This window comes from Streptomyces sp. NPDC023838 (assembly GCF_040639555.1).
In the GTDB taxonomy this organism is placed as follows: Bacteria; Actinomycetota; Actinomycetes; order Streptomycetales; family Streptomycetaceae; genus Streptomyces.
The window spans coordinates 284,203-310,340 of the sequence record NZ_JBFAAD010000006.1 but is presented as its reverse complement, the minus strand read 5'-3'; the positions used below and the strand labels follow the sequence as shown (position 1 = coordinate 310,340).

23 protein-coding genes and 1 pseudogene are annotated in these 26,138 nt (G+C 72.1%); 10 read left to right on the top strand and 14 right to left on the bottom strand.

The features are described 5' to 3' along the window. Window positions 1–42 precede the first annotated feature (42 nt). The gene (locus AB0G17_RS10790; protein ID WP_361378856.1) at window positions 43–843 is read right to left on the bottom strand and encodes a uracil-DNA glycosylase; all 801 of its coding nucleotides are present in this window, start codon (window positions 841–843) and stop codon (window positions 43–45) included. A 294-nt stretch (window positions 844–1,137) separates the two neighbouring features. Between AB0G17_RS10790 and AB0G17_RS10785 the strand changes: the two genes are divergently transcribed. Beyond that, window positions 1,138–1,644 carry a response regulator gene (locus AB0G17_RS10785; RefSeq protein ID WP_361378853.1) on the top strand — a complete coding sequence of 169 codons (507 nt, stop codon included), beginning with the start codon at window positions 1,138–1,140 and terminating at the stop codon, window positions 1,642–1,644. 167 nt (window positions 1,645–1,811) lie between these two features. Here the strand turns inward: AB0G17_RS10785 and AB0G17_RS10780 are convergent, their stop codons facing one another. Both AB0G17_RS10780 and AB0G17_RS10775 read right to left on the bottom strand, forming a co-directional pair. Beyond that, window positions 1,812–3,248 (bottom strand): cysteine desulfurase, encoded by a 1,437-nt coding sequence (locus AB0G17_RS10780; RefSeq protein ID WP_361378850.1) that lies wholly within the window; start codon window positions 3,246–3,248, stop codon window positions 1,812–1,814. Continuing rightward, the gene (locus AB0G17_RS10775; RefSeq protein WP_361378847.1) at window positions 3,235–4,620 is read right to left on the bottom strand and encodes a family 2B encapsulin nanocompartment shell protein; all 1,386 of its coding nucleotides are present in this window, start codon (window positions 4,618–4,620) and stop codon (window positions 3,235–3,237) included. Before AB0G17_RS10775 ends, AB0G17_RS10780 begins: the two co-directional genes overlap by 14 nt. 512 nt (window positions 4,621–5,132) lie before the next feature. Between AB0G17_RS10775 and AB0G17_RS10770 the strand changes: the two genes are divergently transcribed. Then, on the top strand, window positions 5,133–5,756 hold the full coding sequence (locus AB0G17_RS10770; protein ID WP_361378844.1) for an LAETG motif-containing sortase-dependent surface protein: 624 nt from the start codon (window positions 5,133–5,135) through the stop codon (window positions 5,754–5,756). A 78-nt stretch (window positions 5,757–5,834) separates the two neighbouring features. On the opposite strand, the gene AB0G17_RS10765 is transcribed toward AB0G17_RS10770, so the two are convergent. Continuing rightward, window positions 5,835–8,024, bottom strand: coding sequence for a discoidin domain-containing protein (locus tag AB0G17_RS10765; RefSeq protein WP_361378841.1), 2,190 nt, complete (start codon window positions 8,022–8,024; stop codon window positions 5,835–5,837). 213 nt (window positions 8,025–8,237) lie between these two features. On the opposite strand from AB0G17_RS10765, the gene AB0G17_RS10760 reads away from it, so the two are divergent. Together AB0G17_RS10760 and AB0G17_RS10755 are read left to right on the top strand one after the other, a co-directional pair. Next, a complete protein-coding gene (locus AB0G17_RS10760) occupies window positions 8,238–9,299 on the top strand; it encodes a LacI family DNA-binding transcriptional regulator (protein WP_361378838.1) in 1,062 nt (353 codons plus the stop codon). A 73-nt stretch (window positions 9,300–9,372) separates the two neighbouring features. Beyond that, a pseudogene (locus AB0G17_RS10755) lies at window positions 9,373–9,985 on the top strand (family 1 glycosylhydrolase); the annotation flags it as partial. Between the two features lie 5 nt (window positions 9,986–9,990). Here the strand turns inward: AB0G17_RS10755 and AB0G17_RS10750 are convergent. Continuing rightward, window positions 9,991–10,470 (bottom strand): NUDIX domain-containing protein, encoded by a 480-nt coding sequence (locus tag AB0G17_RS10750; protein WP_361378835.1) that lies wholly within the window; start codon window positions 10,468–10,470, stop codon window positions 9,991–9,993. Between the two features lie 158 nt (window positions 10,471–10,628). Between AB0G17_RS10750 and AB0G17_RS10745 the strand changes: the two genes are divergently transcribed. Together AB0G17_RS10745 and AB0G17_RS10740 are read left to right on the top strand one after the other, a co-directional pair. Next, complete coding sequence (locus AB0G17_RS10745) at window positions 10,629–11,561, top strand: hypothetical protein (RefSeq protein ID WP_361378832.1); 933 nt, start codon at window positions 10,629–10,631, stop codon at window positions 11,559–11,561. Further along, window positions 11,471–11,797 carry a phosphodiester glycosidase family protein gene (locus AB0G17_RS10740; protein WP_361378939.1) on the top strand — a complete coding sequence of 109 codons (327 nt, stop codon included), beginning with the start codon at window positions 11,471–11,473 and terminating at the stop codon, window positions 11,795–11,797. Before AB0G17_RS10745 ends, AB0G17_RS10740 begins: the two co-directional genes overlap by 91 nt. Before the next feature lie 19 nt (window positions 11,798–11,816). On the opposite strand, the gene AB0G17_RS10735 is transcribed toward AB0G17_RS10740, so the two are convergent. Then, on the bottom strand, window positions 11,817–12,593 hold the full coding sequence (locus tag AB0G17_RS10735; protein WP_361378829.1) for a GNAT family N-acetyltransferase: 777 nt from the start codon (window positions 12,591–12,593) through the stop codon (window positions 11,817–11,819). Window positions 12,594–12,738: 145 nt separating this feature from the next. Between AB0G17_RS10735 and AB0G17_RS10730 the strand changes: the two genes are divergently transcribed. Then, window positions 12,739–13,872 (top strand): sensor histidine kinase, encoded by a 1,134-nt coding sequence (locus AB0G17_RS10730; RefSeq protein WP_361378826.1) that lies wholly within the window; start codon window positions 12,739–12,741, stop codon window positions 13,870–13,872. Window positions 13,873–13,907: 35 nt separating this feature from the next. Continuing rightward, a complete protein-coding gene (locus AB0G17_RS10725; protein WP_361378823.1) occupies window positions 13,908–14,576 on the top strand; it encodes a response regulator transcription factor in 669 nt (222 codons plus the stop codon). A gap of 61 nt (window positions 14,577–14,637) precedes the next feature. On the opposite strand, the gene AB0G17_RS10720 is transcribed toward AB0G17_RS10725, so the two are convergent. The 7 genes from AB0G17_RS10720 to AB0G17_RS10690 all read right to left on the bottom strand — a co-directional run bounded on the left by AB0G17_RS10720 (window position 14,638) and on the right by AB0G17_RS10690 (window position 21,300). After that, a complete protein-coding gene (locus AB0G17_RS10720) occupies window positions 14,638–15,072 on the bottom strand; it encodes a MarR family transcriptional regulator (RefSeq protein WP_361378820.1) in 435 nt (144 codons plus the stop codon). A 76-nt stretch (window positions 15,073–15,148) separates the two neighbouring features. Beyond that, the gene (locus AB0G17_RS10715) at window positions 15,149–15,685 is read right to left on the bottom strand and encodes a PadR family transcriptional regulator (RefSeq protein ID WP_361378817.1); all 537 of its coding nucleotides are present in this window, start codon (window positions 15,683–15,685) and stop codon (window positions 15,149–15,151) included. A 46-nt stretch (window positions 15,686–15,731) separates the two neighbouring features. Beyond that, on the bottom strand, window positions 15,732–17,753 hold the full coding sequence (locus tag AB0G17_RS10710; RefSeq protein ID WP_361378814.1) for an NADPH-dependent 2,4-dienoyl-CoA reductase: 2,022 nt from the start codon (window positions 17,751–17,753) through the stop codon (window positions 15,732–15,734). A gap of 189 nt (window positions 17,754–17,942) precedes the next feature. Then, on the bottom strand, window positions 17,943–18,368 hold the full coding sequence (locus tag AB0G17_RS10705; protein ID WP_361378811.1) for a PTS fructose transporter subunit IIA: 426 nt from the start codon (window positions 18,366–18,368) through the stop codon (window positions 17,943–17,945). Continuing rightward, window positions 18,365–18,961, bottom strand: a complete 597-nt coding sequence (dhaL, locus tag AB0G17_RS10700) for a dihydroxyacetone kinase subunit DhaL (protein ID WP_361378808.1) — start codon at window positions 18,959–18,961, stop codon at window positions 18,365–18,367. The genes AB0G17_RS10705 and dhaL overlap by 4 nt, the downstream gene beginning before the upstream one ends. A gap of 81 nt (window positions 18,962–19,042) precedes the next feature. Next, window positions 19,043–20,035 carry a dihydroxyacetone kinase subunit DhaK gene (dhaK, locus tag AB0G17_RS10695; RefSeq protein ID WP_361378805.1) on the bottom strand — a complete coding sequence of 331 codons (993 nt, stop codon included), beginning with the start codon at window positions 20,033–20,035 and terminating at the stop codon, window positions 19,043–19,045. Continuing rightward, the gene (locus tag AB0G17_RS10690; RefSeq protein WP_361378802.1) at window positions 20,032–21,300 is read right to left on the bottom strand and encodes a hypothetical protein; all 1,269 of its coding nucleotides are present in this window, start codon (window positions 21,298–21,300) and stop codon (window positions 20,032–20,034) included. Before AB0G17_RS10690 ends, dhaK begins: the two co-directional genes overlap by 4 nt. A 180-nt stretch (window positions 21,301–21,480) precedes the next feature. Between AB0G17_RS10690 and AB0G17_RS10685 the strand changes: the two genes are divergently transcribed. Together AB0G17_RS10685 and AB0G17_RS10680 are read left to right on the top strand one after the other, a co-directional pair. Then, window positions 21,481–23,220, top strand: a complete 1,740-nt coding sequence (locus AB0G17_RS10685; RefSeq protein ID WP_361378799.1) for an adenosine deaminase — start codon at window positions 21,481–21,483, stop codon at window positions 23,218–23,220. 51 nt (window positions 23,221–23,271) lie between these two features. Beyond that, window positions 23,272–24,354, top strand: a complete 1,083-nt coding sequence (locus tag AB0G17_RS10680) for a trypsin-like peptidase domain-containing protein (protein ID WP_361378796.1) — start codon at window positions 23,272–23,274, stop codon at window positions 24,352–24,354. A 162-nt stretch (window positions 24,355–24,516) separates the two neighbouring features. On the opposite strand, the gene AB0G17_RS10675 is transcribed toward AB0G17_RS10680, so the two are convergent. Further along, on the bottom strand, window positions 24,517–25,968 hold the full coding sequence (locus AB0G17_RS10675; protein WP_361378793.1) for a multicopper oxidase family protein: 1,452 nt from the start codon (window positions 25,966–25,968) through the stop codon (window positions 24,517–24,519). Between the last annotated feature and the right edge of the window lie 170 nt (window positions 25,969–26,138).

Sequence of the window (26,138 nt, the reverse complement as noted above, 5' to 3'; positions counted from 1 at the left end):
CGTTGGGAGCCCGGGTCGGTTTCAGAAGCGCGACGCGTGTGCTCAGAGCCCCGACAGGCGCGCCGCATCGCGGAACACCTCGACGAGCATGGGGAGCGTGAGCCGTCCCGTGGAGGTGTTGCGCTGGCTCGGGTGGTAGCAGCCGAGCAGGTTCAGCGGCGGGCGGTCGTCGTCCGAGGCGGCCAGGGTCACGTGGACGCCGTGCCCGAACTTCGGCCGGGGGCGCGGCACTTGCCAGCCCGCCGCGCTCAGCACCGGAAGCAGCGCCTGCCAGCCGAACGCGCCGAGCACGACGACCGTACGCAACCCCGGGCTCAGCAGCTCCAGTTCGGCCGACAGCCACGGGCGGCAGTTGTCGCGCTCCTGCGGGGTCGGCTTGTTGTCCGGCGGCGCGCAGTGCACGGGCGCGGCCAGCCGTACGCCCCGCAGTTCGAGCCCGTCCCCGGCGTGCGTGGCCTCGGCCTGGGAGGCCAGGCCCACCGCGTGCAGCGCGGCGAAGAGGAAGTCGCCGGAGGCGTCTCCCGTGAACATGCGGCCGGTCCGGTTGCCGCCGTGCGCGGCCGGGGCGAGGCCGACGACCGCGAGCGCCGCGTCCGGCGGACCGAACCCGGGCACCGGCCGCCCCCAGTACTCCCAGTCCCGGAACGCCGCCCGCTTGGTGGCGGCCACCTCCTCGCGCCAGGCCACGAGGCGAGGGCAGGCCCGGCAGCGGATCACCTTGGCGTCCAGCGCGTCGAGGCTGCGGCAGCCCGGCGCCCGGCGGGCGGGGAACTCGGCGTCGTCGGGCGCTGCCGACGCCGCCTTCGCTCCGCTCCGCTTCGCTGCCCTCCGCGCCTCTGCCATGCCCCCACGCTAGGGGACCCCGACCCGGCCCGCCGTCCCGCCGAGGCATGCAGAAGAGCCAAAAGGGGGAGTCACAACCGGCCGAATTATTCGAACGCGTCGAGCTCCGGGACACGCAGGGATGTCGGTGTGCCTTCTGTTTGCGCTGGCGGACGCCCGTAGAAGTCGGCGGCCCCGGCACCGGCCCCCTCGGCCGCGGGCGCAGATGCCGTTGGCAGGTACCGGGGGCCTCCTGCGCTCGGCCCCGGCGCGCACTACTGTGAAGGTCCGGCTGCAGGGGAGTGTGGTTGGGACGTGGACAGTTCGTGGAAGATCCTTGTGGTGGACGACCGTGAGGACAACCTCTTCGCCATGGAGAGTGTGCTGCGTCCCGTGGGCCGCCCGATAGTGTGCGCCCGCAGTGGAGACGAGGCGCTGAAGACCGTGCTGCGCGGCGGCATAGCGGTGATCCTGCTCGATGTGCTGATGCCCCAGATGGACGGCCTCGAAGTGGTCGACTACCTCAAGCGCCTGGACCACACCCGGAGTCTGCCGGTCATCCTGGTCACCGGCATCGGCCGGGACGACGACCTCGCGGCCCGCGCCTACCGCCTCGGCGTCGCGGACTTCCTGGTGAAGCCGGTGGAACCGTGGGCCGTGCGCTCCAAGGTGCGCGTCCTGGCCGACCTGTACGTGGAGAACCAGCTGCTGCGCCGCCGCCTCGGTTCACTGGGCGCGTCACTGCCGCCGCTGCCGACCGTCCTGCCTCAGACGCATCGGCCGCCGTGGCGGGCGGTTCGCGTGACGGACGACAGACATTGAAATCTGTCGTCCGCCACCTGTTATCTCTCACCTGTTAGCTGATATCTCTGCCCCGTCAGCCGTCAGCCGTCAGCCGTCAGCCGTCAGCCGTCAGCCGTCAGCCGTCAGCCGTCAGCCGTCAGCCGTCAGCCGTCAGCTGTCAGCTGTCAGCTGTCAGCCGTCAGCCGTCAGCCGGATGCCAGTTGCAGTTGACGCAACGACCCCACCAGCTGATCCACCTCCTCCGACGTGTTGTAGAGCGCCAGCGAGGCGCGGGCCGCCGATTCCAGGCCGTAGTGGGCGAGTGCGGGCTGCGCGCAGTGGTGGCCCGCGCGGATGGCGATGCCGTCGCGGTCCAGCCAGTCGGCGACGCTCGCCGGGTCGTGGCCCGCCAGCGTGAACGTCAGCACCGCGATCCGGTCGGGCGCGGCCCCTACCAGCTCAAGCCCGGGCACCGTGGCCATGGCCTGCTGGGCGTAGGCCATCAGCCCCTCCTCGTACGCCGTGATGGCGTCGCGGTCGAAGGAGCCCAGCCAGTCCAGCGCGGCCAGCAGCCCGATCACGCCACCGATGTTGCCGGTGCCGGCCTCCATCCGGTGCGGGACGGGGGCGAAGGTGGTGAGGCCGAAGTCCACCGAGTCGATCATGTTGCCGCCGCCCTGCCAGGGCCGCATGCCCGCCAGGACCTCCGGCTTGGCGTACAGGGCGCCGATGCCGGTCGGGGCGAACAGCTTGTGCCCGGAGAACGCGTAGAAGTCCGCGTCCAGATCCTGCACGTCGACCGGGAAGTGGGCGACCGCCTGTGCCCCGTCCACCAGCACCTTCGCCCCGTACCGATGGGCGAGCGCGGTCATCTCCTTCACCGGCGGGACCGTGCCCAGGACGTTGGAGGCGTGGCTGAGCGCCACCAGCTGGGTCCGCGAGGAGAGCAGGTCCGCGTACGCGAACTGGTCGATCTCCCCCTCCGGCGTCAGCGGAACCGGCACCACCCGGGCCCGGGTCTCCTTGGCGATCATCTGCCAGGGGACGATGTTGGAGTGGTGTTCGAGGACCGGTACGAGGATGTCGTCCCCTGGGCCGAGGTTGTCCCGCCCCCAGCTCTGGGCGACCAGGTTGATCGCCTCCGTGGTGCCGCGCACGAACACGATGCTCTCGGGGTCCGGCGCCCCCAGGAACCCGGCGACCGCCGCGCGCCCGGCCTCGTACGCCTCGGTGGCCTCGCGGGCCATGGTGTGGGCGCCCCGGTGGATGTTGGAGTTGGCCGCGCTGTAGTACGCGCCGAGCGCCTCGATGACCTGGCGGGGCTTCTGCGTCGTCGCCCCGTTGTCCAGCCAGACCAGCGGACGGCCGTTGACCGTGCGGTGCAGGATCGGGAAGTCCTGCCGGGCCGTCTCGGCCGAGTAGGCACCCGGCGCCGAGGGCCGCCGGGGGAGCCCGGGCCGAGCGGGCTGCTGGGGCTGCTGGGGTTGCTCGGGTGCGATGGCCGCCTGCTGAGGGACGGCCGACCCGTCGGGAACGGCCTGCTGCTCCGGGACGGCCACGGCCTGCCGGGGCATCGCGGGCAGCCCCGTGACCGGCACCGACGGCGCACCCGGCACTCGCCGTGTGAGGTCAGGAATAGTCATGGTAGTTGGACACCTCGACGTTCTGGAGCACGGCGATGGCGTCCTCCACCAGGACGGCCGTGTTGAAGTACGCGGTCATCAGGTACGAGGTGATCCCCTTCTGGTCGGTGCCCATGTTCCGCATCGCCAGACCCGGTTCGACCTCGTCCTGGACGCTCGACGGGCGCAGCCCGACCACGCCCTGCTCCGCCTCGCCCATCCGCATCAGCAGGATCTCGGTGGTGCCGGAGCCCACGCCTCCCGTGAAGCGGCACTTGTCGGACGGCAGCAGCGGCACTCCGCGCCAGGTGAGCAGCGGACTGCCGAACCGGGTGTCGGTGACCGGGGGCACGCCCCGCCGCGTACATTCGCGGCCGAACGCGGCGATCGCCCGGGGGTGCGCGAGGAAGTACCCGGGCTGCTTCCAGACCTTGGCGAGCAGCTCATCGAGGTCGTCGGGGGTGGGCGAGCCGGTGCGGGCCTGGACGCGCTGCCCGGCCGGGACGTTGTTGAACAGACCGAACTCCGGGTGGTTCAGGAGCGCCGCCTCCTGCCGCTCGCGCAGCGCCTGGATGGTGAGGTTGGACTGTGCGCGGGTCTGGTCGATCGGCCCGTTGTAGAGGTCCGCGACGCGGGTGTGGACGCGCAGCACGGTCTGCGCGAGCGTCATGTGGTACTCGCGCGGCGCGTCCTCGTAGTCGACGAAGGTGCCCGGCAGATCCGGCTCGCCGACATGACCGGAGGCCAGGTCCACCGGCACCTCGGCACCCGGCACCATGTGGTTCCCGGCGGAGTAGTCGTCCATGGCGGCCCGGAGCCCGGCGTCCCGGTCGGCCAGGGCGGCGAGCGCGCTGCGCTCCGCGACCAGGGCCACGCCGGGCGTGAGCGCCTGCACGCGGTACGGCATCGGCTCGGACCGGGTCCAGCTGTCCAGGTCGAAGAACTGGCCGTCGCCGATGACTTCGAGCAGCGCCTCCTCGCCGTACCGGCCGGTCATGCGCTTCTCGGCGCGGCCGCTCACGATCACCCACAGCCGGTCGGCCGGGTCGCCGCTCTGCACCAGGACCTGCCCGGACTCGAAGGACACCTCGGTGAAGGCGCCGGCCAGCCCGGTCAGGAGCGCGTCCTCGGCGTCGCGCAGATACGGCATCTCCCGCAGGTCGCCGGGAACGACGCGGTTGGCGCCGTCGTTGTCCGTGTACGTGGTGATCCGGTCGTCGCCCAGGACGAAGGTGCGGCGCCGGTTGACGCGGTACACCCCGGACTCGACGTCCACCCAGGGCAGCGCACGCAACAGATAGCGCGGGGTGATGCCGCGCATCTGCGGCGTGGTCTTGGTGGCGTTCGCGAGTTGCCGTGCCGCATCCGGGCTGAGGGACATCCGGTCGTTCACCACAGGAACCTCCTCGAAGACATGTGCGGCAGCCGCCGGGGCGGCTGCCGCACAGGAACGAGGGCGATCGTCTGCTTGCCCCCGGGCAGTCCACAAGGCGCCATTCACGGGCGCGCGGAGCCGCCCGGCCTGAAACCCTTCATTCGTGCGATGGATTCCTGAAATGGAATCGGCGGCTCTCTCGGCAGGCTGCCTGGTGGGTGCCGTCCTGGCGTGACCGGGATACCTTTTCCGGATTCGTTGAAGCAAATTCAACTTTCCTGGAAAAGGCGCAATATGACCCAATGGTGACGCTATGAGCGCCTGAAAGTCCCGCTTATGGTGGCGAGTTACCGCGTGGGCGATCCCAGTGGGCCCGGTGGGGTAGGCGAGTTTCCTGTGTTAGCCGTGGTAAGCGTTGCTCGGAGCGAGACTTACGGGAGTGAATGTGGGGGACCGTTGCTCGGCCGTGGGACGGGAGCGGTACTGTGCGCGCACCGTCATTCCGGCGGTGCGGAACAGTGGAGGATTCTGTGACCGTAATCAGAGGAACGGGGCGTCGTCGTGGAGCGCTGATAGGGGCAGCCGCTGCGGGCCTCGTCGGCGTCGGCCTGGCCGCGGTGCCCGCGCAGGCCCACACCCCCGTGTGGAAGGTGACCTGCTCGACCGTCACGGTGGACCTGACCAGGTACTCCGGCGAGGCCACCAACACGGTGACCATCAAGACGGCCGACGGCAAGGACGTGCTTCCCACCGAGCAGTTCAAGAGCGAGTTCCACCAGACCCTCAAGCTCCCCGCCCACGACAAGGAGCTCACGCTCCGGCTCGTCGTGAAGGCGGGTGACGGCGACCAGTACTCGCGCGAGGAGACCAAGACCTCCCCCGTCTGCGACACGCCGCCGCCGACCAAGCCGTCGAGCAACCCGTCCAAGCCGCCGAAGCCGAGCCCGACCCCCTCGGCCAAGCCCAGCAAGCCCGCCCCTGCGCCCAGCACGTCCACGGCCGCGGCCCCCGCGCCCCAGCCGAGCAGCCCCAACCTGGCGGAGACCGGCTCGTCGAGCTCCACCCCGCTCATCGCCGGCATGGGCGGTGCGGTGCTCGTCGCGGGCGGCGGCATCGTCTGGGCCGCGCGCCGGCGTCGCACGGCCCGGCACTGAACCACTCACCCCGTGGCGACCGCGCCGGAGACCCAAACGGGTCTCCGGCGCGGTCGTCTGTCACACGAACACGAGACCTCAGGGATACGACACCACCGTCGACGGCGTCGTCGACGTACCCGACGTCGGCGTCCCGGTGCCGTTGACGACGTGCGCGTACTGCCCCTTGCCGCCGAGTGAGACCACCAGCAGGTCATGCAGCCGCACGCCCGGCCGGTCCGGCACCTCGAAGCCGTGGTCCTGGACGATCGTCGGATCCACGTTGTAGTAGCAGTAGCTGCCCAGTCCCCAGCCCTCGTGGGTGGTCACCGAGTCGGCCACCTTGTACGCGGCGAACCCGCGCACGCTGCCGTTCTGGACGGCGGCCTGGTTGGGCGCGTCGTACGACTTCTCGTTCTGGAAGAAGATCGTCCGGCCGCGTTCGCCGTTCCACCGCACGTCGTACTTGTTGAAGTGCTCGACGAACAGGCCCGTGGCCAGGACGTCATGGCCGTTGACCGTCAGACCGTAGTCGGCCCGGTTGGTGTCCCAGCCGACGCCGCTGCCGTGGTCGGCGCGCCACAGCCAGGTGTGGTCCACGATGGTGTGGTTGCTGTTGATCTCCATGCTGGAGGTCGCTCGGCCCGCGCCCGCCCCGCCGATCCGGACGAACACGTCCTGGACGGTCGTCGGGTCCGCCGCGTGGTCGGCGCTCGCCCCGGGCGGTCCGACCTGGAGCAGGACGGGCGAGTCGACCGGCCCCGCGTCGATGAGGAGACCGGCGAGCCGCACGCCGTCCACGTCGGCGACCCGCATCGCGGTGACGCCGTTGTCCGGCACGACCGTGGCGAGCCCGAGACCCAGGACCACCGTGTCGGGCCGGTTGACCTCGATCGGCCTGTCCACGTGGTAGATCCCGGGCGTGAACAGGAGGTTGAGGCCCTGGGCCAGCGCCTGGTTGATGGTCGCGGCGGTCGCGCCGGGCTTCACCACGTAGAACTGGCTGAGCGGGAGCGAGCTGCCCTGCGGTGCGCCGGAGCCCCAGGACACGTCGCGCGCGTTGGTGCGCTTCGCGGGCACGAACACCTTGTAGTCGTTGCCGTCGAGGTAGAGGAACGGCTTCTCGCGCGAGACCGGTGTGGTGTCGAGCGTGGTGTACGGGGGATTGGGGAAGCTCTGCGCGGGCGCGCCCCGCACGCCGGAGAACGTCATGTTCCACACGCCGTTGGTCCAGCCGCCCACCGAACTGTCACGGGTGTACCACTGCTGCTGTGAGTACGGGCCGACCGTGCCGTCGATCCTGCTGTCCGCGATGTACCCGCCGCTGGCCCAGCCGTAGCCGTTGGGCGCCAGGTTCAGGCCGCCCTTGACGTGCATCCGCCGGAACGGCGCGGCCTGGGCGACCGCCCAGCGGTCGGTGCCGCTGACGGGGTTGAGCGCCAGGTTCTCGGCGGAGCGCCAGAAGTTCTGGGTGGCGTTGCCGTTGAACCAGCCCGCGTCCACCGTGACATCGCCGTTGAAGGTCGTGTCGTCCGGGTTGAGCCCGAGCCCCGCTATCGAGGTGTAGAAGCCGAGGTTCGCATTGATGCCGTTGTACGTTCCGGGCTTGAACAGAAGGGCGTAGCGGCCGGTGCCGAACTGCGCCGACTCCTGCTGCCGGAACACCTGGTCGAGCCTGCCCTGGATGTCGGGGGTCGACGGGTCGAAGACCAGGACGTTGGGGCCCAGGTCGCCGCCGCCGGGCAGGGTGGAGCCGGCGCTGCCGAACACCTGGAACTCCCAGAGGGAGTACCCGTATCCGGTGGCGCGGGCCGTGCCGTACATCCGTACATAGCGGGCCGTGCCCGAGACGGGCAGGGTCTCGGTGCCGCCCGGGCCGTTGGCCGTGGAGTACGCCGTGGTCCAGGCGGTGCCGTCGGTGGAGAGCTCGACGCGGTACGCCTTGGCGTACGCCGCTTCCCACTTGAGGACCACCTTGCCGAGCGCCGCCGGGGCGCCGAGGTCGACCTGGATCCACTGCGGATCGGAGAACGCGCTCGACCAGCGGGTTCCGTCGTTCCCGTCGACGGCCGAGGCGGCCGGGGTGCCGCCGTTCTCCTGGCTGGACGCGGTGACGGGCCGGCCCGGGGAGAGCGGCGGAGGGTCGGCGTGGGCGGCGGGGGCGGGGACGAACAGGAGCAGTGCGGCCACCAGGACCGCGGCCACGGCCGCGGCCGTCCGCCGGGGATGGGCGAAGGGGCTGGGGGACGGTCTGGAGGACACCGGCGAACCGGTGGGGGGAGCGTGCATCGCGCCTCGATCCTGAGTCGTGGGGGTGAAGCGGGCTACGGGAGAGCGCTCTCCAACTGCACCCAGATGGTTCTCCGGCGGTACGAAGGCGTCAAGAGTTGTACGCGGACTGGTTGTTGGGGCTTGTTGGGGGCTGATCGTTGGGGCGGTCAGCGCCGCGCACCCCGGCAGCGGCCACCGCCGGGTCCGATCGCCCCCGCGTACAGTGCCGTCATGAGCGGAGATCTGCCGGTGTCGGCCGGCGCGCCCACGCTGGAGGACGTGGCGCGGGTCGCGGGTGTGTCACGGGCGACGGTGTCCCGGGTCGTCAACGGCGTCCGCAATGTCGACCCCGGCATCCAGGAGGCCGTGCGGCGGGCCGTCGCCGCCACCGGGTACGCGCCCAACCGCGCCGCCCGCTCGCTCGTCACCCGGCGCGCCGAGACGATCGCCCTGGTGGTGTCGGGGGTGGACGGCGACGCCCAGGACGACGGGCCGGACGCGTTCGCCGCGCGGGTGCTCGCCGACCCGTTCTTCGGCCGCGTGGTCGCCGGGGTCGTCGGCTTTCTGCGGCCCCGCTCCACGCATCCGGTGCTGATGTTCGCGGAGACGCCCGCCGAGCGGGAGCAGATCGTCGGCTATCTGCGCCAGGGCAGCGCCGACGGCGCGCTGATCGTGTCGGCGCACGGCGAGGACCCGTTGCCCGCGCTGGTCGCGGAGGCCGGGCTGCCCGCCGTGCTCTTCGCCCGCCCGGCCCGGCCGGTGCCGCTCAGCCATGTCGACCTCGCCCACGCGGACGGGGGACGGCTGGCGGCCGAGCACCTGCTGGCCCGGGGCTGCCGGCGGATCGCCACGATCACCGGGCCGCTGGACGTACCGGCGGGCCAGGACCGGCTCACCGGGTTCCGGGACGCGATGGCGCGCCGGGGTCATCCGTACGTACCCATCGTCGAGGGGCGCTTCACCCAGCGCAGCGGCGAGGAGGCGATGGCGCGGCTGCTCGCCGAACACCCGGACCTGGACGGGGTGTTCGTCGGCAACGACGTGATGGCGCGGGGTGCCTGCCAGGTGCTGGGGGAGCACGGCAGGCGGATCCCCGACGACGTCGCCGTGGTGGGCTTCGACGACAGCGCGGCGGCCACCTCCGGGCGCCTCGGCCTCACCACCGTGCGCCAGCCCGTGGAGGCCATGGCGGCGGAGATGGCCCGGCTGCTCCAGGAGCACATCGAGACCCCGGAGCGCCCGGTGACCTCTGTTGTCTTCGAACCGGAGCTGGTGGTACGGGAGTCGGCGTGAGCGACGCTCTCACCGGTGCGGTGGTACGGGAGTCGGCCTGAGCGCGCCCTTCCGGTGGGCGGTGGGCGGTGGGCGGTGGGTACCGTGGCTCGACCCGGTGCACGGCCGGGGCTTCCCCGCCGACATGAGGCAGGTGTACGGGGTCGACCTGCCCGAGCACCCCGGCGACCTCGCCGCCATCGCCGAGCCGCTCGACTGGCTGGGCCTCAACTACTACTTCGGCGTGCGCGTCGCCGACGACCCGCACGGCTCGTACCCGTTCGCCCGCCAGGCCCCCCCGGCTGCCGCGCACCGGCATGGACTGGGAGATCGACGCGAGCGGCATCGAGACGCTGCTGATGCGTCTGACCGAGGAGTACGGGGCCCGCCGGATCCACGTCACCGAGAACGGCTCCGCCTACCCCGACGTCGTCCGGGCCGACGGCACCGTCCACGACCCCGAGCGCCTCCAGTACCTGCGCGAACACCTGGCGGCCTGTGCCCGCGCCGCCCGCAGGGGCGCCCCGCTCGCCGGGTACTACGCCTGGTCGCTCCTGGACAACTTCGAGTGGGCGTACGGCTACGACAAGCGGTTCGGCCTGGTGCGCGTCGACTACGCGACCCAGAAGCGGACAATCAAGGGCAGCGGACGCCACTATGCCGAGATCATCGCGAGCCACCGTCGGCGCGGCCGGCGCGCGGCCTGACCGCGTCAGGTGCGCCCGGCGTCCTTCAGGTGCGCGGCCAGCCGGTCGAGGAAGACCCGCTGCCCCGCCACCAGCTTGACCGCCGCCTGCTCGGGCGGGAGCCAGGCGACGCGGTCGAGCTCGGGGAACTCCTGGTGCACGCCGGAGCCCCGGGGCCACTCCATGGTGAAGGTGCCGGGCACCACGCCCGCGAGGTCGAGGTCGGCTTCGAGGGCCCAGACCGTCACCACCTTCCCGTTGGCCTGCCGCGACTCGCCGAGCGGCACCGGGGTGCCCTCGGGGGCGGGCAGGCCCAGCTCCTCCTCGAACTCGCGCAGCGCAGCCGCCTCCGGTGTCTCGTCCGGGCCGTACTCGCCCTTGGGGATCGACCAGGCGGCCTCGTCCCGGCGGGCCCAGAAGGGGCCGCCCATGTGCCCGATCAGCACTTCGACGCCGGTCGGTGCGGTCCGGTGGAGAAGGAGCCCCGCGCTGCGTTTCTCGGCCATGGCGACCAGTGTGCTGACTGATTGGGCCGAGGGCGATCGGGTTATAGCAGAAGAAAGCCGCATATCTGGTCATTTCGGATGCGTGTCCGTTTGTGTCCGTCCGTGTCCGTCGGTCGGTCGTCCGTCGGTTCGGAACCACACCTCGGAGAGGGAGCGCCATGGCCCGTCGCCGCCTGCTGCCGTGGAGGCACCGCAGCGATCTGACGCCTCCCCAGCGGCGCCGGCGCGGCCTCGCCTTCCGGTCGACGCTCGCGGTGTGCCTGCTCGGCGCCGGGACCGTGGGCTGGTCGGTGGGCGACGCCCTCGCCTATCCGGGTGACGACAGCACGGCCGCGCGCCTGGCGGGCTGGGCCCGCGAGCACGAGCTGGGCTTCGTCGTCGACGAGCTGGAGAACCTCCAGTACGAGATGGACCCGCCGAGGGTCGGCGGGTCGCTGCCGAGCGAGTCGCTGGCCCGGATGCGCGCGGCCGCCGTCGCCCCGCCGGTCGCGGCGCACAGCGGGCTGCCGCTGCGGGCCCCGATGCGGCCGCTGGTCACCCCGGCGCTGCCGGGCGAGGGCGTCTGGCGGGCACTGGTCTCGGCCCACGGCCGCCCGATCGTGCAGGGCGCCTATGTACGCCCCGACGCCGCCCACACCTCGTACGAGGCGGCCGTCGCCTGGATCAGCGCCAAGGACGCCCGCTTCGAGCTGCACCCCGGACTGCGCGAGCCGGGCGGCTCCTTCGCCGTCCCGCCGAGCATCCCCAAGGGGCGGCGCACCGGCCTGGTGGCGACGTGGAACGGCGGCTTCAAGATCACCGACGGCGGCTCCCGGGGCGGCTTCCACCTCGCCGGGAAGACGGCGGGAGAGCTCCGCGACGGCGCCGCCTCCGAGGTCTTCTACCGCGACGGCTCGATCCGCGTCGGCGTCTGGGGGCGCGAACTGCGGATGACCCGGACGTCGTCGGGGTGCGCCAGTGCCTCGACCTCATGGTCGACGGCGGCAGGGTCGTCCCCGACATCGACAACGACGCCAAGTGGGGCGCCACCGACCAGAGCAGGATGTACGTGGCGCGCTCCGGCGTCGGCGTCACCGCCGAGGGCGATGTGATCATGGTCGTCGGCCAGGCCCTGTCGGCCCGTACGCTCGCCGAGCTGATGGAGCGCGCGGGCGCGGTCCGCGCGATGCCCCTCGACATGAACCGCGCCTGGCCGTCCTTCATGAGCTACGACGGCAGCCGCACCCCGGACGACCCGGTGCCCACCAACATCCTGGACTTCGAGAACCCGCCGGAGCGCTACTACAACCAGGCCACCCGCGACTTCGTCGCCGTCTACGCCCGCTGACCGCCAACGGCCGCCCGGGCTATGGCTGGTGGACGTACGGCGTGGTCGTGCTCAGCCGCGCGAAGCCCAGGCGGCGCAGGATCGGGGCGCTCCGGTCGGACGCGTCGACCTGGAGGAAGCGGTAGCCGCGCTCGGCGGCGATCCGGGCGCGGTAGGAGACCAGCGCCCGGTAGATGCCCTTGCCACGCCAGGCCTCGGCGGTGCCACCGCCCCACAGCCCGGCGAACTCCGTGCCCGGGATCAGCTCCATGCGGGCCGCGCACACCGGCACACCGTCCGCCATCGCCACCACCGCGACCAGGGTCTCGGGAGCCTCGGCGAGCTGGAGTTCCATGCGCCGGGCGATCCTGGAGGCGTCGTCGCCGAACGCCTGCTCGTGCACGGCCGCCATCAGCGCGACCCCGGCCGAGTCGGTCACCGGCACCAGCTCGACGCCCTCGGGGAGCGCCACCTCGCCCAGTTGGTCCTTGGTCTCCGCGACCATCAGGGCCTCGGCGGGCTCGGCCGTGAACCCGGCCGCGAGCAGCCGCTCGCCGAGGTCGCCCGGGGTGTCGTGCGCGTACAGCTTCCACTCGAACTCGCGGTCCCGCGAGGCGAAGTGCCGTACCTGCTCGGCGATCTCACGGTCGGCGGACTCCTCGTCGAGGTCCGACCAGAGGATACCGTTCCAGGCCGGTTCGGGGCCGACCTGGCGCACGACCCGGCCCGTGCGCTCGACCCGGGCGCCGGGGCCGTCGGGCGGCGAGGTCTCGCGCATCTGCCGGTCGAACAGGGCCAGCACTTCGTCGTTGTCCATGCGCACACTCCAACACCGGTGGCCGGCGGGGGCAAACGGGTTTCGGACCGCTGCGGAAGGAGTGGATCCGTCTACAACTCCTGCGGTAGTCCGTGCACCGCAACTGGTTGACGCCGCGCGTCTGACCTGCAATTAAGCTGCGGTAATGCGGATCCGCCCCGTTGCCGCCGATGTGTTCATCGCGCTGGCACAGACGTGTGTCGCCGTGCTGCTGGGACGGGAGGCGTCCAGCCAGGGGCAACCCCCGCTCGACCTGGCCGGATACGTGCTCGCGGTGGTCATCAACATGGCGTGCGCGTTCCGTTCCAAGGCGCCGGTGGCAGTCTGCCTCTTCGTCATCACGACGTGGACGCTCTACATCGCGCTGGGAAACTGGCCGGTCGTGGGCAGCTACGGAGGGATGAACGCGTGCTACACGGTGGCCGCCACCCGGCGCGCCCGGACCTCCGTCACCTGCGCGGCGGTCCTCGGCGCGGTCTGGGTGTTCGCGGGGATCCGCGCCGGCAGCGACTCCATGCCGTCCGTGGCCGTGCAGGCTCTCGCCGTCCCGGCCGTGATCTGGCGGTTCGGCCGGGTGGCGCGCCGCTCCGCCAAGCTCGCCGAACAGCTGGCCAAGGAGCAGGAGGCCCGGGCCAGGCGCGAGGTCGCCGAGGAACGCGGCCGCATCGCACGGGAGTTGCACGACATCATCGCCCACCACATGTCGGTGATATCGGTCCAGTCGGGCCTGGCGCGCTTCGTCTTCGAATCCGATCCGCCCACCGCGCGCGGGGCGCTCGGCACCATCTCCGCCACCAGCCAGGAGGCGCTGGAGGAGCTGCGGCGCATGCTGCACGTCCTGCGCGCCGAGGACCTCGACGGCGAGCCGTCGGCCCCGATGCCGGGCCTCGGGCGCCTGTCGGACATGGTGGAACGGCTGCGGGCGGGCGGTCTGCCGGTCGAGCTGCGGGTGGAGGGACAGGCGCGGCCGCTCGCGCCCGGCGTCGACCTGTGCGCGTACCGGGTGATGCAGGAAGCGCTCACCAATGTCCTGAAACACGCGCCCGGCGCACGGACGACCGTGGAAGTCTCTTACGAGCGGAACCATGTCGCCCTCGCCGTCGTGAACGAGAGTACGGGAGAGAATCCGGTCAGAAATCGATCAGGTGGTGGACACGGGTTGATCGGAATGCGGGAGCGGGCCAAGCTCTACGGCGGCACGATCCGTACCGGCCCGAGGAGCGGGGGAGGCTTCGAGGTCCGGCTGCTCCTGCCGACCTCGGCCCAGCCGACCGCCTGACCGGGACCGTTGACACAGGGGGAAGACGCGCTGCCATGACCAGGGCACTGGTGGTCGACGATCAGTTCCTCGTACGGGCCGGTCTGGTCGCGCTGCTGCGGGCGGCCGGCGTCGACGTGGTCGGCGAGGCGAGCGACGGCGAGGAGGCCGTCGCCCAGGCGGCGCTGACCCGCCCCGATGTGATCCTGATGGACATCCGGATGCCGGGGATGAGCGGCATCACCGCCACCGAGCGGATCCTCGCGGACGCCGAGGACCCGCCGCCGCGCATCCTGATCCTCACCACGTTCGACCTCGACGAATACGTGTACTCCGCGCTGCGGGCCGGCGCCTCGGGGTTCCTGCTCAAGGACTCGGGGCCGGAGCGGCTGCTCAACGCGGTCGCGGCGGTCGGCGGCGGCGACACCCTCTTCGCGCCGAGCGTCACCCGGCGCCTGGTGGAGTCCTTCGCGCGGCCCGCCGAGTGCTCCCCGCGCCTGTCGTCGGACCTGTCAGCGCTCACCGCCCGCGAGACCGAGGTGCTCAAGCTCACCGCGCGCGGCCTGTCGAACCTGGAGATCTCCGACCACCTCTTCATCAGCGAGGCGACGGTCAAGACCCATCTGAACCGCGCCATGAGCAAACTGGACCTGGCCAGCCGGGCCCAGGCGGTGGTGCTCGCGTACGAGTCGGGCCTGGTCACGCCGGGCGGGGGCGCGCCCTAGCTCCCGAGTGCTCCCGAGGACCCCTGAGGGGCCCCGAGGGCTCCCGAGGGTCCCGAGGGGGTCAGCTCCCGTCCGGAGCCGTGCTGTTGTAGCGCAGCAGATACGTGGCGAACCGGTCGAGGTCGGCCTCGTCCCAGTCCGCGAGCCGTTCGTGGAAGGCGTGCCGCCGCAGCACCGCGGCCTCGGCGAGCTTCTCGGTGCCCGCGTCGGTGAGGTGGAGCAACTGGATGCGGTGGTCGGCCGGGTCGGTGCGGCGCTCGATGAAGCCCAGCTTCTCCAGGGCCGCGATCTGCCGGCTGATCGTCGACTTGTCGAGCATGTAGTACGCGGCGAGATCGGTCGCGCGGCACCCCTGCTGGTCCTCCAGGTGGGACAGCAGCGTGAAGGAGACCAGTGACAACTCGGGGTGCATGCGCGCGGCGGCTGCCCGGGCGCGCCGGGCGAACGCGGTCAGCTCCCGCTGAATGGTGGTGACCGACTGGTCTCGGCTGGGCACGGCTGGTCCTCTCACTGGCTAGTTGCATAATACAACGCCAGTGGGGGCCGCGCTCGTCCCTCACCCGGGGCCGGGCTCACTCCTCCCCGTCCACATTATCCAGCGCCTGCGTAAGCCAGCGGATCCAGAACGTCTCCAGCTCGATGCCGCCGCGCAGCACGAGGTGGCGCAGCCGGTCCTGCTCGCTGTCCCGCTCCGGCGGGAAGTCCCGCCGCTCGAACCCCTCGTACATCTCCAACTGCCGCTGGTGCAGGTCGAGATGGCGGCGCAGCTCGGCGGTGAGCCCGTCCGTGCCGACCACCGCCGCCGCCCGCATCCTCAGCAGCAGGGGGTCCCGCATGGGGCGCGGGTCCTGCCCGGCGGCCGCCCACGCGGCGAGCTCCGCGCGGCCCGCGGGCAGCACCTCGTACTCCTTCTTCTGGCCGCGCGCCGGGGTCTCGGACGGCAGCGCGCGGATGAACCCGGACTGCTCCAGCTTGCCCAGCTCGCGGTAGATCTGCTGGTGCGTCGCGGACCAGAAGAAGCCGAACGACTTGTCGAACCGGCGGGTCAGCTCAAGCCCCGACGAGGGCTTTTCGAGCAGAGCGGTCAGGATCGCGTGCGGGAGGGACATGAGCGCATCGTAGGTTCTGCGGGACCGGCCGCGCCGACCGCGGCCGTCAGAGGGCCGCCGCCAGCCTGGTGCCCTGGTCGATGGCGCGCTTGGCGTCCAGCTCGGCCGCGACGTCCGCGCCGCCGATCAGGTGCACGGTGACGCCCGCCGCCGTCAGCTCCTCGTACAGGTCGCGGCGCGGCTCCTGCCCGGCGCAGAGCACGACGGTGTCGACCGGCAGCACGGTGGAGGTGCCGTCGACGGTGATGTGCAGCCCGGCGTCGTCGATCCGGTCGTAGCTGACGCCCGGCACCATCGTCACGCCCCGGTGCTTGAGCTCGGTGCGGTGGATCCAGCCCGTGGTCTTGCCGAGGCCCGCGCCGACCTTGGAGGTCTTGCGCTGGAGCAGGTGCACCGCGCGCGGGGGCTTGGGCCGCTCGGGCGCGCGCAGCCCGCCGCGCTCGCCGTACGAGGTGTCGACGCCCCACTGCCGGAAGTACGTCTCGGGGTCCAGGCTCGCCGCGTCGCCGCCGTCGGTGAGGTACTCGGCGACGTCGAAGCCGATGCCGCCCGCGCCGACGATCGCCACGCGCTCGCCGACCGGCGCGCCGTCGCGCAGCACGTCCAGGTAGGTGACGACGCTGGGGTGGTCGGATCCGGGGATCTCGGGGGTGCGGGGCATCACGCCGGTGGCGACGACGACCTCGTCGTAGCCGTCCGCGATGAGCTGCCCGGCGGTAGCGGTGGTGTTCAACCGGACGTCCACACCGCGGAGTTCGAGCTGCGTACGGTAGTAGCGCAGCGTCTCGTCGAACTCCTCCTTGCCGGGGACGCGCTTGGCGATGTTCAGCTGGCCGCCGATCTCCGCGGCCGCGTCGAAGAGGGTGACCGCGTGGCCGCGCTCGGCCGCCGAGACCGCGAAGGCGAGTCCGGCCGGGCCCGCGCCGACCACGGCGAGGCTCTTGCGGCGCTTGGTGGGGGAGAGGACCAGCTCGGTCTCGTGGCAGGCGCGCGGGTTGACCAGGCAGGAGGTGATCTTCCCGCTGAAGGTGTGGTCCAGGCAGGCCTGGTTGCAGCCGATGCAGGTGTTGATGGTCTCGGCCCGCCCGGCCCGCGCCTTCGCGACGAACTCGGGGTCGGCGAGGAACGGCCGCGCCATCGACACCATGTCCGCCCGGCCCTCGGCGAGCAACTGCTCGGCCACTTCAGGGGTGTTGATGCGGTTGCTGGTGATCAGCGGGATGGAGACGGACCCCATCAGCTTCTTGGTCACCCAGGTGTACGCGCCGCGCGGCACCGAGGTCGCGATGGTGGGGATGCGGGCCTCGTGCCAGCCGATGCCGGTGTTGATGAGGGTGGCGCCGGCCGCCTCGATGGCCTTCGCGAGCGTGACGACCTCCTCCAGGGTGGAGCCGCCGGGCACCAGGTCCAGCATGGAGAGCCGGTAGACGATGATGAAGTCGTCGCCGACCCGCTCGCGGGTGCGGCGGACGATCTCGACGGGGAAGCGCATCCGGTTCTCGTACGAGCCGCCCCAGCGGTCGGTCCGCCGGTTCACGGCGCCCGCGATGAACTCGTTGATCAGGTAGCCCTCGGAGCCCATGATCTCGACGCCGTCGTACCCGGCGGACTTGGCCAGCGCGGCCGCGCGGACGAAGTCCTCGACCGTCTGCTCGACCTCGTCGTCGGTCAGGGCGTGCGGCACGAAGGGGCTGATGGGGGCCTGGAGCGCGCTCGGCGCCACCAGGTCCTGGTGGTAGGCGTACCGGCCGAAGTGCAGGATCTGCATCGCGATCCGCCCGCCCGCCGCGTGCACCGCGTCGGTGACCGTGCGGTGCTGGGCGGCCTCCGCCTCGGTGGTGAGCTTGGCGCCGCCCTCGTACGGGCGTCCCGCGTCGTTCGGGGAGATGCCGCCGGTGACCATGAGACCGACCCCGCCGCGCGCCCGCTCGGCGTAGAACGCCGCCATCCGCTCGAACCCGTTCTCGGCCTCTTCGAGCCCGATGTGCATGGAACCCATCAGCACCCGGTTGGGAAGGGTGGTGAAGCCGAGGTCGAGGGGGCTCAGCAGGTGGGGGTAGTCGCTCATCGGGGCGTCTCCAGGTATGGCGGTGTCGTCGCTCCAGTTGTAGAGCACGGGGCGCGCTTATGCAACAAGTTGCATAAAGGTCGACGGTGGGACACGCCGGGCCCGGCGGCCGTACGACCGAGGGCCCGGCGGAAACGTCCCGCCGGGCCCTCGCCCACGTGCCGCGGATCACACCCTCCGCTCCGCGGATCACACCTTCCGGTAGTCGTACGCCTCCGTGGCCGCCGCCTCCACCGCGTCCAGCGGCGCCCCGGCCGACGCGGTCACCACGGCCGCCACCGCACCCTCGACGAAGGGGGCGTCGACGAGCCGCGTCCCCGCCGGGAGCTCGTCGCCCTCGGCCAGCATCGCCTTCACGGTGAGCACCGCGCTCCCCAGGTCCACCAGGACCGCCACGCCCGCGCCCCGGTCGACGGCGTCCGCCGCCCGCGCGATGAGCTCGGAGCTGGTGCCGAGGCCGCCGTCGGGGGTGCCGCCCGCGGCCGCGACGGGAGCGGTCGCGCCGCCGCCCGCGAGGCCGGTCGCGAGCGCGGCGACGGCGGTGGCGACCTGCGCGCTGTGGGAGACGAGCACGACCCCGACGAGTCCGTCGGCCTCGCCCTGGCCCGCGCTCACGCGGCGGCCTCCTGGAGCGCCGCCACGAGCAGCGCGGCCGAGGTCGCACCCGGGTCCTGATGCCCGATGGAGCGCTCGCCCAGATAGCTGGCCCTGCCCTTGCGGGCCTGGAGCGGCACGGTCGCCAGCGCCCCGGCCTCCGCCGCCGTGCCCGCCGCCGCGAAGGACTCCGCGAGCGCCTCGACGGCCGGGAACAGCGCGTCCAGCATCGTCTTGTCCCCGGCGGCGGCCCCGCCCAGCTGCGCCACCGCCGCCACGCCCTCGCCCAGCGCCGCGGCGAGCTCCTCCCGGCTCACCTCGGCCCGGTCGCCGAGCGCCTTGCCGGTGCGGCGCAGCAGCGTCCCGTACAGCGGTCCGGAGGCGCCGCCCACCGTCGAGATCAACTGCCGCCCGGCGAGGGCGAGTACGGCCCCGGGGGTGTCCGGCGACTCCTTCTCCAGGACGGCGGTGACGGCGGTGAAACCGCGCTGGAGGTTGGCGCCGTGGTCGGCGTCGCCGATGGCCGAGTCCAGTTCGGTCAGCCGGTCCGCCTCCCGGTCCACGGCCGAGGCGGTCGCGGTCATCCAGCGGCGGAAGAAAACGGCGTCGAGCACGAGCACTCCTTCAGATGTACGGACGTGAGGCGGGCCGGGGACGGGGACGGGGCCGGGCCGGGGAGCGGGATCGGCGGGGGTTCAGCAGCCCCACCGCAGCGCGGGCGTGTTCACCGGCGCGTCCCACAGCCGCAGCAACTCCTCGTCGGCCTGACACAGCGTCACCGAGCAGCCCGCCATGTCGAGGGAGGTCACATAGTTGCCCACCAGCGTGCGGGCCACCGGGACGCGCCGCTCGGCCAGCACCCGGTGCACCTCGGCGTTGAACCCGTACAGCTCCAGCAGCGGAGTCGCCCCCATGCCGTTGACCAGGAGCAGGACCGGACTCGACGGCTTCAGGTCCTCCAGCACGGCGTCCACGGCGAAGTCCGCGATCTCCCGGGAGGTCATCATGGGCCGCCGCTCGCGCCCGGGCTCGCCGTGGATGCCGACGCCGAGCTCCAGCTCGCCGGGCGGCAGCTCGAAGGTCGGGCTGCCCTTGGCGGGTGTGGTGCAGGCGCTGAGCGCGACGCCGAAGCTGCGCGAACTCGCGTTCACCCGGCGGGCGATGGCCTCGACCCGCTCCAGGGGCGCGCCCTCCTCGGCCGCCGCGCCCGCGATCTTCTCCACGAAGAGGGTGGCCCCGGTGCCGCGCCGCCCGGCGGTGTACAGGCTGTCGGTCACGGCGACGTCGTCGTCGACGAGCACTTTGGCGATCTGCACGCCCTCGTCCTCGGCGAGCTCCACGGCCATGTCGAAGTTGAGGACGTCACCGGTGTAGTTCTTGACGACGAACAACACCCCGGCCCCGCTGTCCACGGCGGCCGCGGCCCGCGCCATCTGGTCCGGCACCGGCGAGGTGAACACCTCGCCGGGACACGCGGCGGCGAGCATCCCGCGCCCCACGAACCCACCGTGCAGCGGCTCGTGCCCCGACCCCCCGCCGGACACCAGAGCGACCTTCCCGGCGAACGGCGCGTCCCGGCGCACGATCACCCGGTTCTCCACGTCGACGGTCAACTCCGGATGCGCGGCCGCCATCCCGCGCAGCGCGTCCGCCACGACCGTCTCGGCCACGTTGATCAGCATCTTCATGAGTACCTCCGGGTGCAGTGCGTGCGGGGGCGGCGCAGATCCGCGGTGAGGCGGGTCAGGACCTTGTCGTCGGCGGGGAGCGAGAAGTGGTCGACGCCCGGGTTGTCGGTGAGGGTGAAGTGGTGGCAGGGCATCGCGCGCCAGGCCAGGACCGCGTCGTTGGTGAGGTCCTCCTGGTTGCCGTCGCCGTCCCGGTGGAGGAACTCGGCCCCGCTCGCCGGCTGTCCCACGGTCAGGTCCGGCAGCCGTGCCCCGACGGTGGTGGACAGGCCCGAGCCCTTCTCCGCGTACACGTCGACGTCGGGGAAGTCCCGTCGGTCGCTGAACCCCACGAAGCCGATGTAGTGGTCGGCCAGGGCGCGGGCCTGAGGGGGAAGCCCGGCGTCCCTCAGCAGTCGGCGGTAGTCGCGGGGGGTGTAACTACGGCCGGTGGAGCGGTCGTTGACTACTGTCTCGCGGTCGCCCATCACCCGGGGGTCGGACGCGCTCATGTACGTCGACGGGGCGCTCAGATACATACGGGCGCTGCTCTGCGCGTTCGCCCTGGTGGTGGGGTAGGCGAAGTCCTGGATGTTGAGCCCGGTGAACAGCGTGGGGTAGAGCAGGCCCTGGCCGGGGAAGTTGCCCGCGATCGGGGTGAAGCCGTGGATGTAGGTGTCGCGCCAGGCCTGTGAGGTGTGGGTGAGCAGGTACTGGGCGTAAAGCGGCCCGTTGGAGTGGCCGATCAGGTGGACCGGGCGGTTGCCGTTGGCCCGGTAGGTGCTCTCGACGAGCTCGCGCGTACGGGAGAGGAAACCGCCCAGGTCCGGGGTGAGCCGGGAGTCGTACCCGGCGACCCGGATGCCCCGGTCCCGCCGCAGGCCGGCCGCGTCGAGGGAGCGGTAGAGCGGCTCGTAGAAGGGGGCGCTGCGGGTGCTTCCGTACTCCTTGACCCGTACGGTCACGCCGGGCTGCTCCGAGAGGCGCGACGGCACCGGCCCGGTGCCGTCCGCGCCGTAGCGCAGGGTCAGCAGCCGGTCCTGGCAGACCTGGCTGAAAACGGTGCTCGGACGGTCGTTGAGGTACCAGTCCTCGAAGCTGCCGGAGCGGGGGCAGCCGGGCACGGTGGTCTGGCCGCTGACGTTCACCGTGAGCTTGGTGAGGTGGAAGGCGGGGAAGAGGACGACGGGCGCCGGGCGGGGGCTCGCCGCACCGGCCGTGGCCGGAGCCGCGGCGAGCAGGAGCAGCGACGCGACGAGCGCCCGGAGCCAGGACGTACCGCGCATACGGGAGTACTCCCTTCGGCGTTCGGCGGGGGGAACGCGGATCACCGTAGCCACTGCCGGGCCCCGGCGCGGGACGACTGCCGCGTGTCGGCCACACGGGTGCCCGCCGCGCGCGCGTCGGGTGGTTGCGGTGTGCCGACCGTGAGTATGGGGGCAGGGGGGGGAGGAGAGGGACAGGGCATGGAGAAGAGATTTCGCCGCCGCCGCCGGTGGTGGTCGGTATCGGCACTGGCCGGGACGACCGCGCTCGGGCTGGCCGTCGGCGCGCTGCCGGTGGCCGCGGCCGGGTCCGGGTCCGGCCAGGGCAGCGGCACCCCCGGCCAGATCAGTGCCGACCCCGGGCACGTCACTGCCGGACCCGGTGACCTCCGCGTCACCCGTGGCGCCGGGCAGAGCCGGAAGGAACCGGCCGAGGACGAACACCGCCTGGCCCAGCGGCAGTTGGAGCACGCCGTCCGACATCCCGCCGACCTCGCCCGCCTGCTCCGCGACCTGCCCAAGGGCGGCGACCTGCACCACCACCTCGGTGGAGCCGTCCGCGCCGAATCGCTCATCGCGTACGCCGCCCGCGACCGCAGGTGCGTCGACGCCGCCACGTACGTCGTCACCCCCGGACCCCAGCCGTGCGCCGCCGGGCAGCGGCCCGCCCAGGACGCCACGCGGCCCGGACCGTTCCGCCGCCAGGTCGTCCGGGCCTGGTCGATGCGCGGCTTCGTCCTGCCGCCCGACGGCGACCCGCAACCCGGCCACGACCACTTCTTCGCCACCTTCGGGAAGTTCGCCGAGGCCGAGGCGGGCCACGACGCGGACATGCTCGCCGAAGTGGCCCGGGACGCCACGCGGGAGCGGACCGCCTATGTGGAGACGCTGGTGACGGTGGCGGCCGAGCCGCTCCAGCGGCTGGTCGACCGGGTGCATCCGGCCGACCCCGGCGCGTCCGGCCTGGCGGAGTTCCATGACGCCCTGACCCGGGACTCCCGGTTCCGGGCGATCGTCCGGGAGGCGGCTGCCGCGTACGACCAGAGCTTCCGCGACTACCGCGAAATCCTCGGCTGCGACCGCGCGCCCGCGCCGCGAGCGTGCTCCGTCGTCATCCGCTTCGACTACCAGGTCGGCCGCGCCCAGCCCGCCCGCCATGTCCTCGCCCAGCAGATCCTCGGCTTCGAACTCGCCCGCCGCCGGCTCGGCCGGGTCGTCGGCGTCAACATGGTCCAGCCCGAGGACGCCCCGGTCGCCCTGCGCGACTACGCGCTGCACATGAGGATGATCGGCTTCCTCAAGTCCCGGGCCCCGTCCGTCCACGTCAGCCTGCACGCCGGTGAACTGGTCGAGGGCCTGAAGGGGGTCGGCCGCCGCGATCTCACCTTCCACATCGCCCAGGCCGTCGACATCGCGGGCGCCGACCGCATCGGACACGGTGTCGACCTCGTCCACGAGCGCGGCCACCAGGCCCTCGCGGCCCGGATGCGCGGGCGGCACGTCCTGGTCGAGGCCCCCTTGATCAGCCACGCCCAGATCCTCCGGGTCCGCGGTGACCGGCACCCCCTGCACAGCTATCTCGACGCCGGTGTGCCCCTCGCCCTGGCCACCGACGACCCGGGCGTCAGCCGCAGCAGCCTCACCGACGTCTTCCAACTGGCCGTCGCCGAGCAGAGGTTGGGCATCGAGGAGCTACGGACCTCCGCGCGCGCCTCCCTGGACCACGCCTTCGTCGAGGGGGCGAACCTGTGGCAGGAACAGGACCGGTACGACACCTTCGCCGCACCCTGCCGGAACGACACCCCCAACCCCGACGGCAGGCCCGGTGCGGCGTGCCGGACGTTTCTCGCCGCCAGCCCCAAGGCCGCCCTCCAGTGGCGGCTGGAGACGGAGTGGAGGGCGTTCGAGCGCCGCTGCGCCCGCGACTGGGCACACCGTTGAGCCTCGGGGGCATACGGGGGTAATTCGGGCAGGATGTCGTCCATGTCGTCCATGTCGCCCATGATTCCGTCCCGGTCACGGCCACGGTCACCGCTGCGGCTGCGTCTGGGGCTCGCCCTCGCCGCCTCGGGGACCCTCCTGCTCACCGGCGGGACGACGCCCGCCGAGGCGGCGCCCCCGTCCGGCGACTCACCCGATGCGACAGCGTCCCGTACGAGAGGAGAGGCCGCTCCGGACGGCGACGACTGGTCGGACGCCGATGTCCTCGGCTTCTGGACCCCGGGCCGCATCGCCTCCGCCACCGACCCCGCGCGCCCCGGCCCGGACGACGCCCCCGGCGGCACGCCCGGGCCCCCGGCCGCCGTGCCCGGTATGCCGAGCGCCGAGCACTTCCCCGGGATCGCCTCGGTCGGCGTGCTGTTCACCTCCGCGAGCCCGGACCCGACCACCGGCGAGATGCGTGCGCACAAGTGCTCGGCGAGTGTGGTGGAGAGCGACGGGCGCAGCCTGATCCTGACGGCCGGTCACTGTGCGCGCGGGCGGGCGGTGTTCGTACCGCAGTACCGCTCGCGCAGCGCGCTGGGGGACCAGCCGTACGGGTTCTACCGGGTCACCGACTGGTACGTGGACGACCAGTACGTCCGCAACAGCAAGGGAGCCGTCTCCGACCTGGACTACTCCTTCGGCCGGCTGGCGCCGTCGCCCGACGGCAGGGACGCGCAGGACGTCGTGGGAGCCAACCACCTGGTCCGTACGCCCGGATACCGCCAGGACGTGACGATGCTCGGCTATCCCCGGGTGGGGCGCAATCCGGCGGACCTGCCGGTGCGCTGCGCCGCGCGGTCGGGGCGGCTGTCCGGGTTCCGGCAGATGCGGGTCGAGTGCGCCGGGATGTGGGGCGGGGTCTCCGGCGGTCCGTGGTTCTCCGACGTCGACTGGGACGCCGGGACCGGCGACATCATCGGGAACGTCGGTGGCTACAACGGCGGCGGCATGAACGTGCCGGAGTCCGACCCCCGGTACAACCGGATCACCTACAGCCCCGTCTACGGCGACCGCTTCTTCCGGCTCTACGCCGACGCCCAGAACGGCCGCCGTCCGCACTACGGCCGGTACCGCCAACCCAAGCGGTGACAAGGGAAGTTGGGCGGACGGCGGGCGGATCCGGTGAACCGGTCCGCCCGCCGCCCTGACCGCGCCGCGGCCCGCTGCCATGGGTACCCTCCGGGCTGCCTGGCGGGGGCGCAGGAGCCAGCAGGGGGCGGGGTCGTGACACGGCCGTACCTGGGGCGGGCCTCAGACGACCTGCATCGTCGCCATCATGCCCATCGACGCGTGGTCGAACATGTGGCAGTGGTAGACGTACTTGCCGCGGTAGCCGGTGAAGGTGGCCTGCACCTTCACCTTCTCGCCCGGCATCAGCCGGACCGTGTCCTTGAGCCCGAACTCGGGCCCGGACGTCACCGGTACGCCGTTGCGCTCCAGCACCCGGAACTGGACCAGGTGGATGTGGAAGTTGTGCGGCACCCGCTGGTTGACGTTGCTGACCGTCCACACCTCGGTGTCGCCGTACTTGATGGTGTTGTCGACGCGGTTGCTGTCGTACACCTTCTCGTCGATGTACCCCATGCCGTCCGGGATGTTCTCGTCCACCCGCAGCACGACGTTGCGGTCGACGGTCGGTGTCGGCAGCGCGGGCAGCGTCCGCAGCTTCGCCGGGACCCTGCTGTAGTCCGCGGCCTTGCGGGTCACCCGGAACTGGAGCACCGGCGTGGGAGGCACACCCACGGGCACGTTCTCCGTGTTGACGATCTCCAGGGTGGTGCCCACCGGGTACTTGGAGAAGTCGATGACGACGTCGGCGCGCTCGCCGGAGGTCAGCGAGATCGTGTCGGTGGTCAGCGGGGCCTCCAGCAGACCGCCGTCCGTACCGATCTGCTGGACGGTCGAGCCGTCCGACAGCTTCAGCGTGAAGAACCGCATGTTGGCCGTGTTGTACAGGCGGAAGCGGTACTTGCGCGCCGCGACCTCGAAGTACGGCCACGCCTTGCCGTTGGCGAGGATGACGGTCCGGCCCCGGAAGTCGTTCATCTGGTAGAGGAGCTGCCCGCTGTCGTCGAAGCGGGCGTCGCGGATGCCGATCGGGACGTCGTACGCGCCCGACGGCAGCCCGAGGGCCTTCTCCGGCAGGTCCATCAGCGTGTAGAAGCCCGTAAGACCGCGGTAGACGTTCTCCGACTCGATGTGGTGCGCGTGGTCGTGGAACCACAGGTTCGCGTTGGGCTGGTTGTTCGGGTACGTGTAGGTCTTCTCGCCGCCCGGCTGGATGAGGTCCATCGGCGTGCCGTCGCTGGACTCCGGGACATGGCCGCCGTGCAGGTGGATCGAGGTCGGCGTCGGAAGGTTGTTCTTCTGCGTCACCACCACGCGGTGGCCCGAACAGGCCTTGATCCACGGGGCCGGCCAGTGGCCGTCGAAGGTGCGGACGGTCGTCTGCTTGCCGGGGAGGATCTCGGCCTGGACCTCTTTCATCTCAAAGCTGTAGTACGCCGTCGTACCCGATATGCGGTCCGGCTTCAGGGTGTCCGGGACCGGCATCTCCTGGGCGAACTTGGGGATGGTGGTCGGGTCGATGTCGGTCGCCTGAGCCTGCGCCTCGCTGCCCAGGGCCGGAATCAGCAGTCCCGCGCCCCCCACGGCACCGGTGAGCGCGACGCCGGCTTTCATCGCATTTCTGCGTGTGATCATCAAGAACTCTCCCAGCGAGACATGCAGAGGACGCCCCCGCGGCGTCCTGGCAGTGATCGTGCGGGCGGCGTACGGGCACACCCGCAGGCGCCGCCGGCCCGTCACGCGGTCCGGCGAGTGGATCGGCTCGCCGCCGCCTGACCGGCAGTCCCGGGGAACAGCCCCACCTC

Excerpts from the sequence above, each read along its gene's own strand:
- AB0G17_RS10790 (WP_361378856.1), bottom strand. The coding sequence starts at position 843 with ATGGCAGAGGCGCGGAGGGCAGCGAAGCGGAGCGGAGCGAAGGCGGCG.
- AB0G17_RS10745 (WP_361378832.1), top strand. The coding sequence starts at position 10,629 with ATGGCCCGTCGCCGCCTGCTGCCGTGGAGGCACCGCAGCGATCTGACG.
- AB0G17_RS10730 (WP_361378826.1), top strand. The coding sequence starts at position 12,739 with ATGCGGATCCGCCCCGTTGCCGCCGATGTGTTCATCGCGCTGGCACAG.
- AB0G17_RS10680 (WP_361378796.1), top strand. The coding sequence starts at position 23,272 with ATGTCGCCCATGATTCCGTCCCGGTCACGGCCACGGTCACCGCTGCGG.
- AB0G17_RS10735 (WP_361378829.1), bottom strand. The coding sequence starts at position 12,593 with ATGGACAACGACGAAGTGCTGGCCCTGTTCGACCGGCAGATGCGCGAG.
- AB0G17_RS10675 (WP_361378793.1), bottom strand. The coding sequence starts at position 25,968 with ATGATCACACGCAGAAATGCGATGAAAGCCGGCGTCGCGCTCACCGGT.
- AB0G17_RS10760 (WP_361378838.1), top strand. The coding sequence starts at position 8,238 with ATGAGCGGAGATCTGCCGGTGTCGGCCGGCGCGCCCACGCTGGAGGAC.
- AB0G17_RS10765 (WP_361378841.1), bottom strand. The coding sequence starts at position 8,024 with ATGCACGCTCCCCCCACCGGTTCGCCGGTGTCCTCCAGACCGTCCCCC.
- AB0G17_RS10685 (WP_361378799.1), top strand. The coding sequence starts at position 21,481 with ATGGAGAAGAGATTTCGCCGCCGCCGCCGGTGGTGGTCGGTATCGGCA.
- AB0G17_RS10750 (WP_361378835.1), bottom strand. The coding sequence starts at position 10,470 with ATGGCCGAGAAACGCAGCGCGGGGCTCCTTCTCCACCGGACCGCACCG.
- AB0G17_RS10725 (WP_361378823.1), top strand. The coding sequence starts at position 13,908 with ATGACCAGGGCACTGGTGGTCGACGATCAGTTCCTCGTACGGGCCGGT.
- AB0G17_RS10780 (WP_361378850.1), bottom strand. The coding sequence starts at position 3,248 with ATGACTATTCCTGACCTCACACGGCGAGTGCCGGGTGCGCCGTCGGTG.
- AB0G17_RS10715 (WP_361378817.1), bottom strand. The coding sequence starts at position 15,685 with ATGTCCCTCCCGCACGCGATCCTGACCGCTCTGCTCGAAAAGCCCTCG.
- AB0G17_RS10690 (WP_361378802.1), bottom strand. The coding sequence starts at position 21,300 with ATGCGCGGTACGTCCTGGCTCCGGGCGCTCGTCGCGTCGCTGCTCCTG.
- AB0G17_RS10710 (WP_361378814.1), bottom strand. The coding sequence starts at position 17,753 with ATGAGCGACTACCCCCACCTGCTGAGCCCCCTCGACCTCGGCTTCACC.
- dhaK (WP_361378805.1), bottom strand. The coding sequence starts at position 20,035 with ATGAAGATGCTGATCAACGTGGCCGAGACGGTCGTGGCGGACGCGCTG.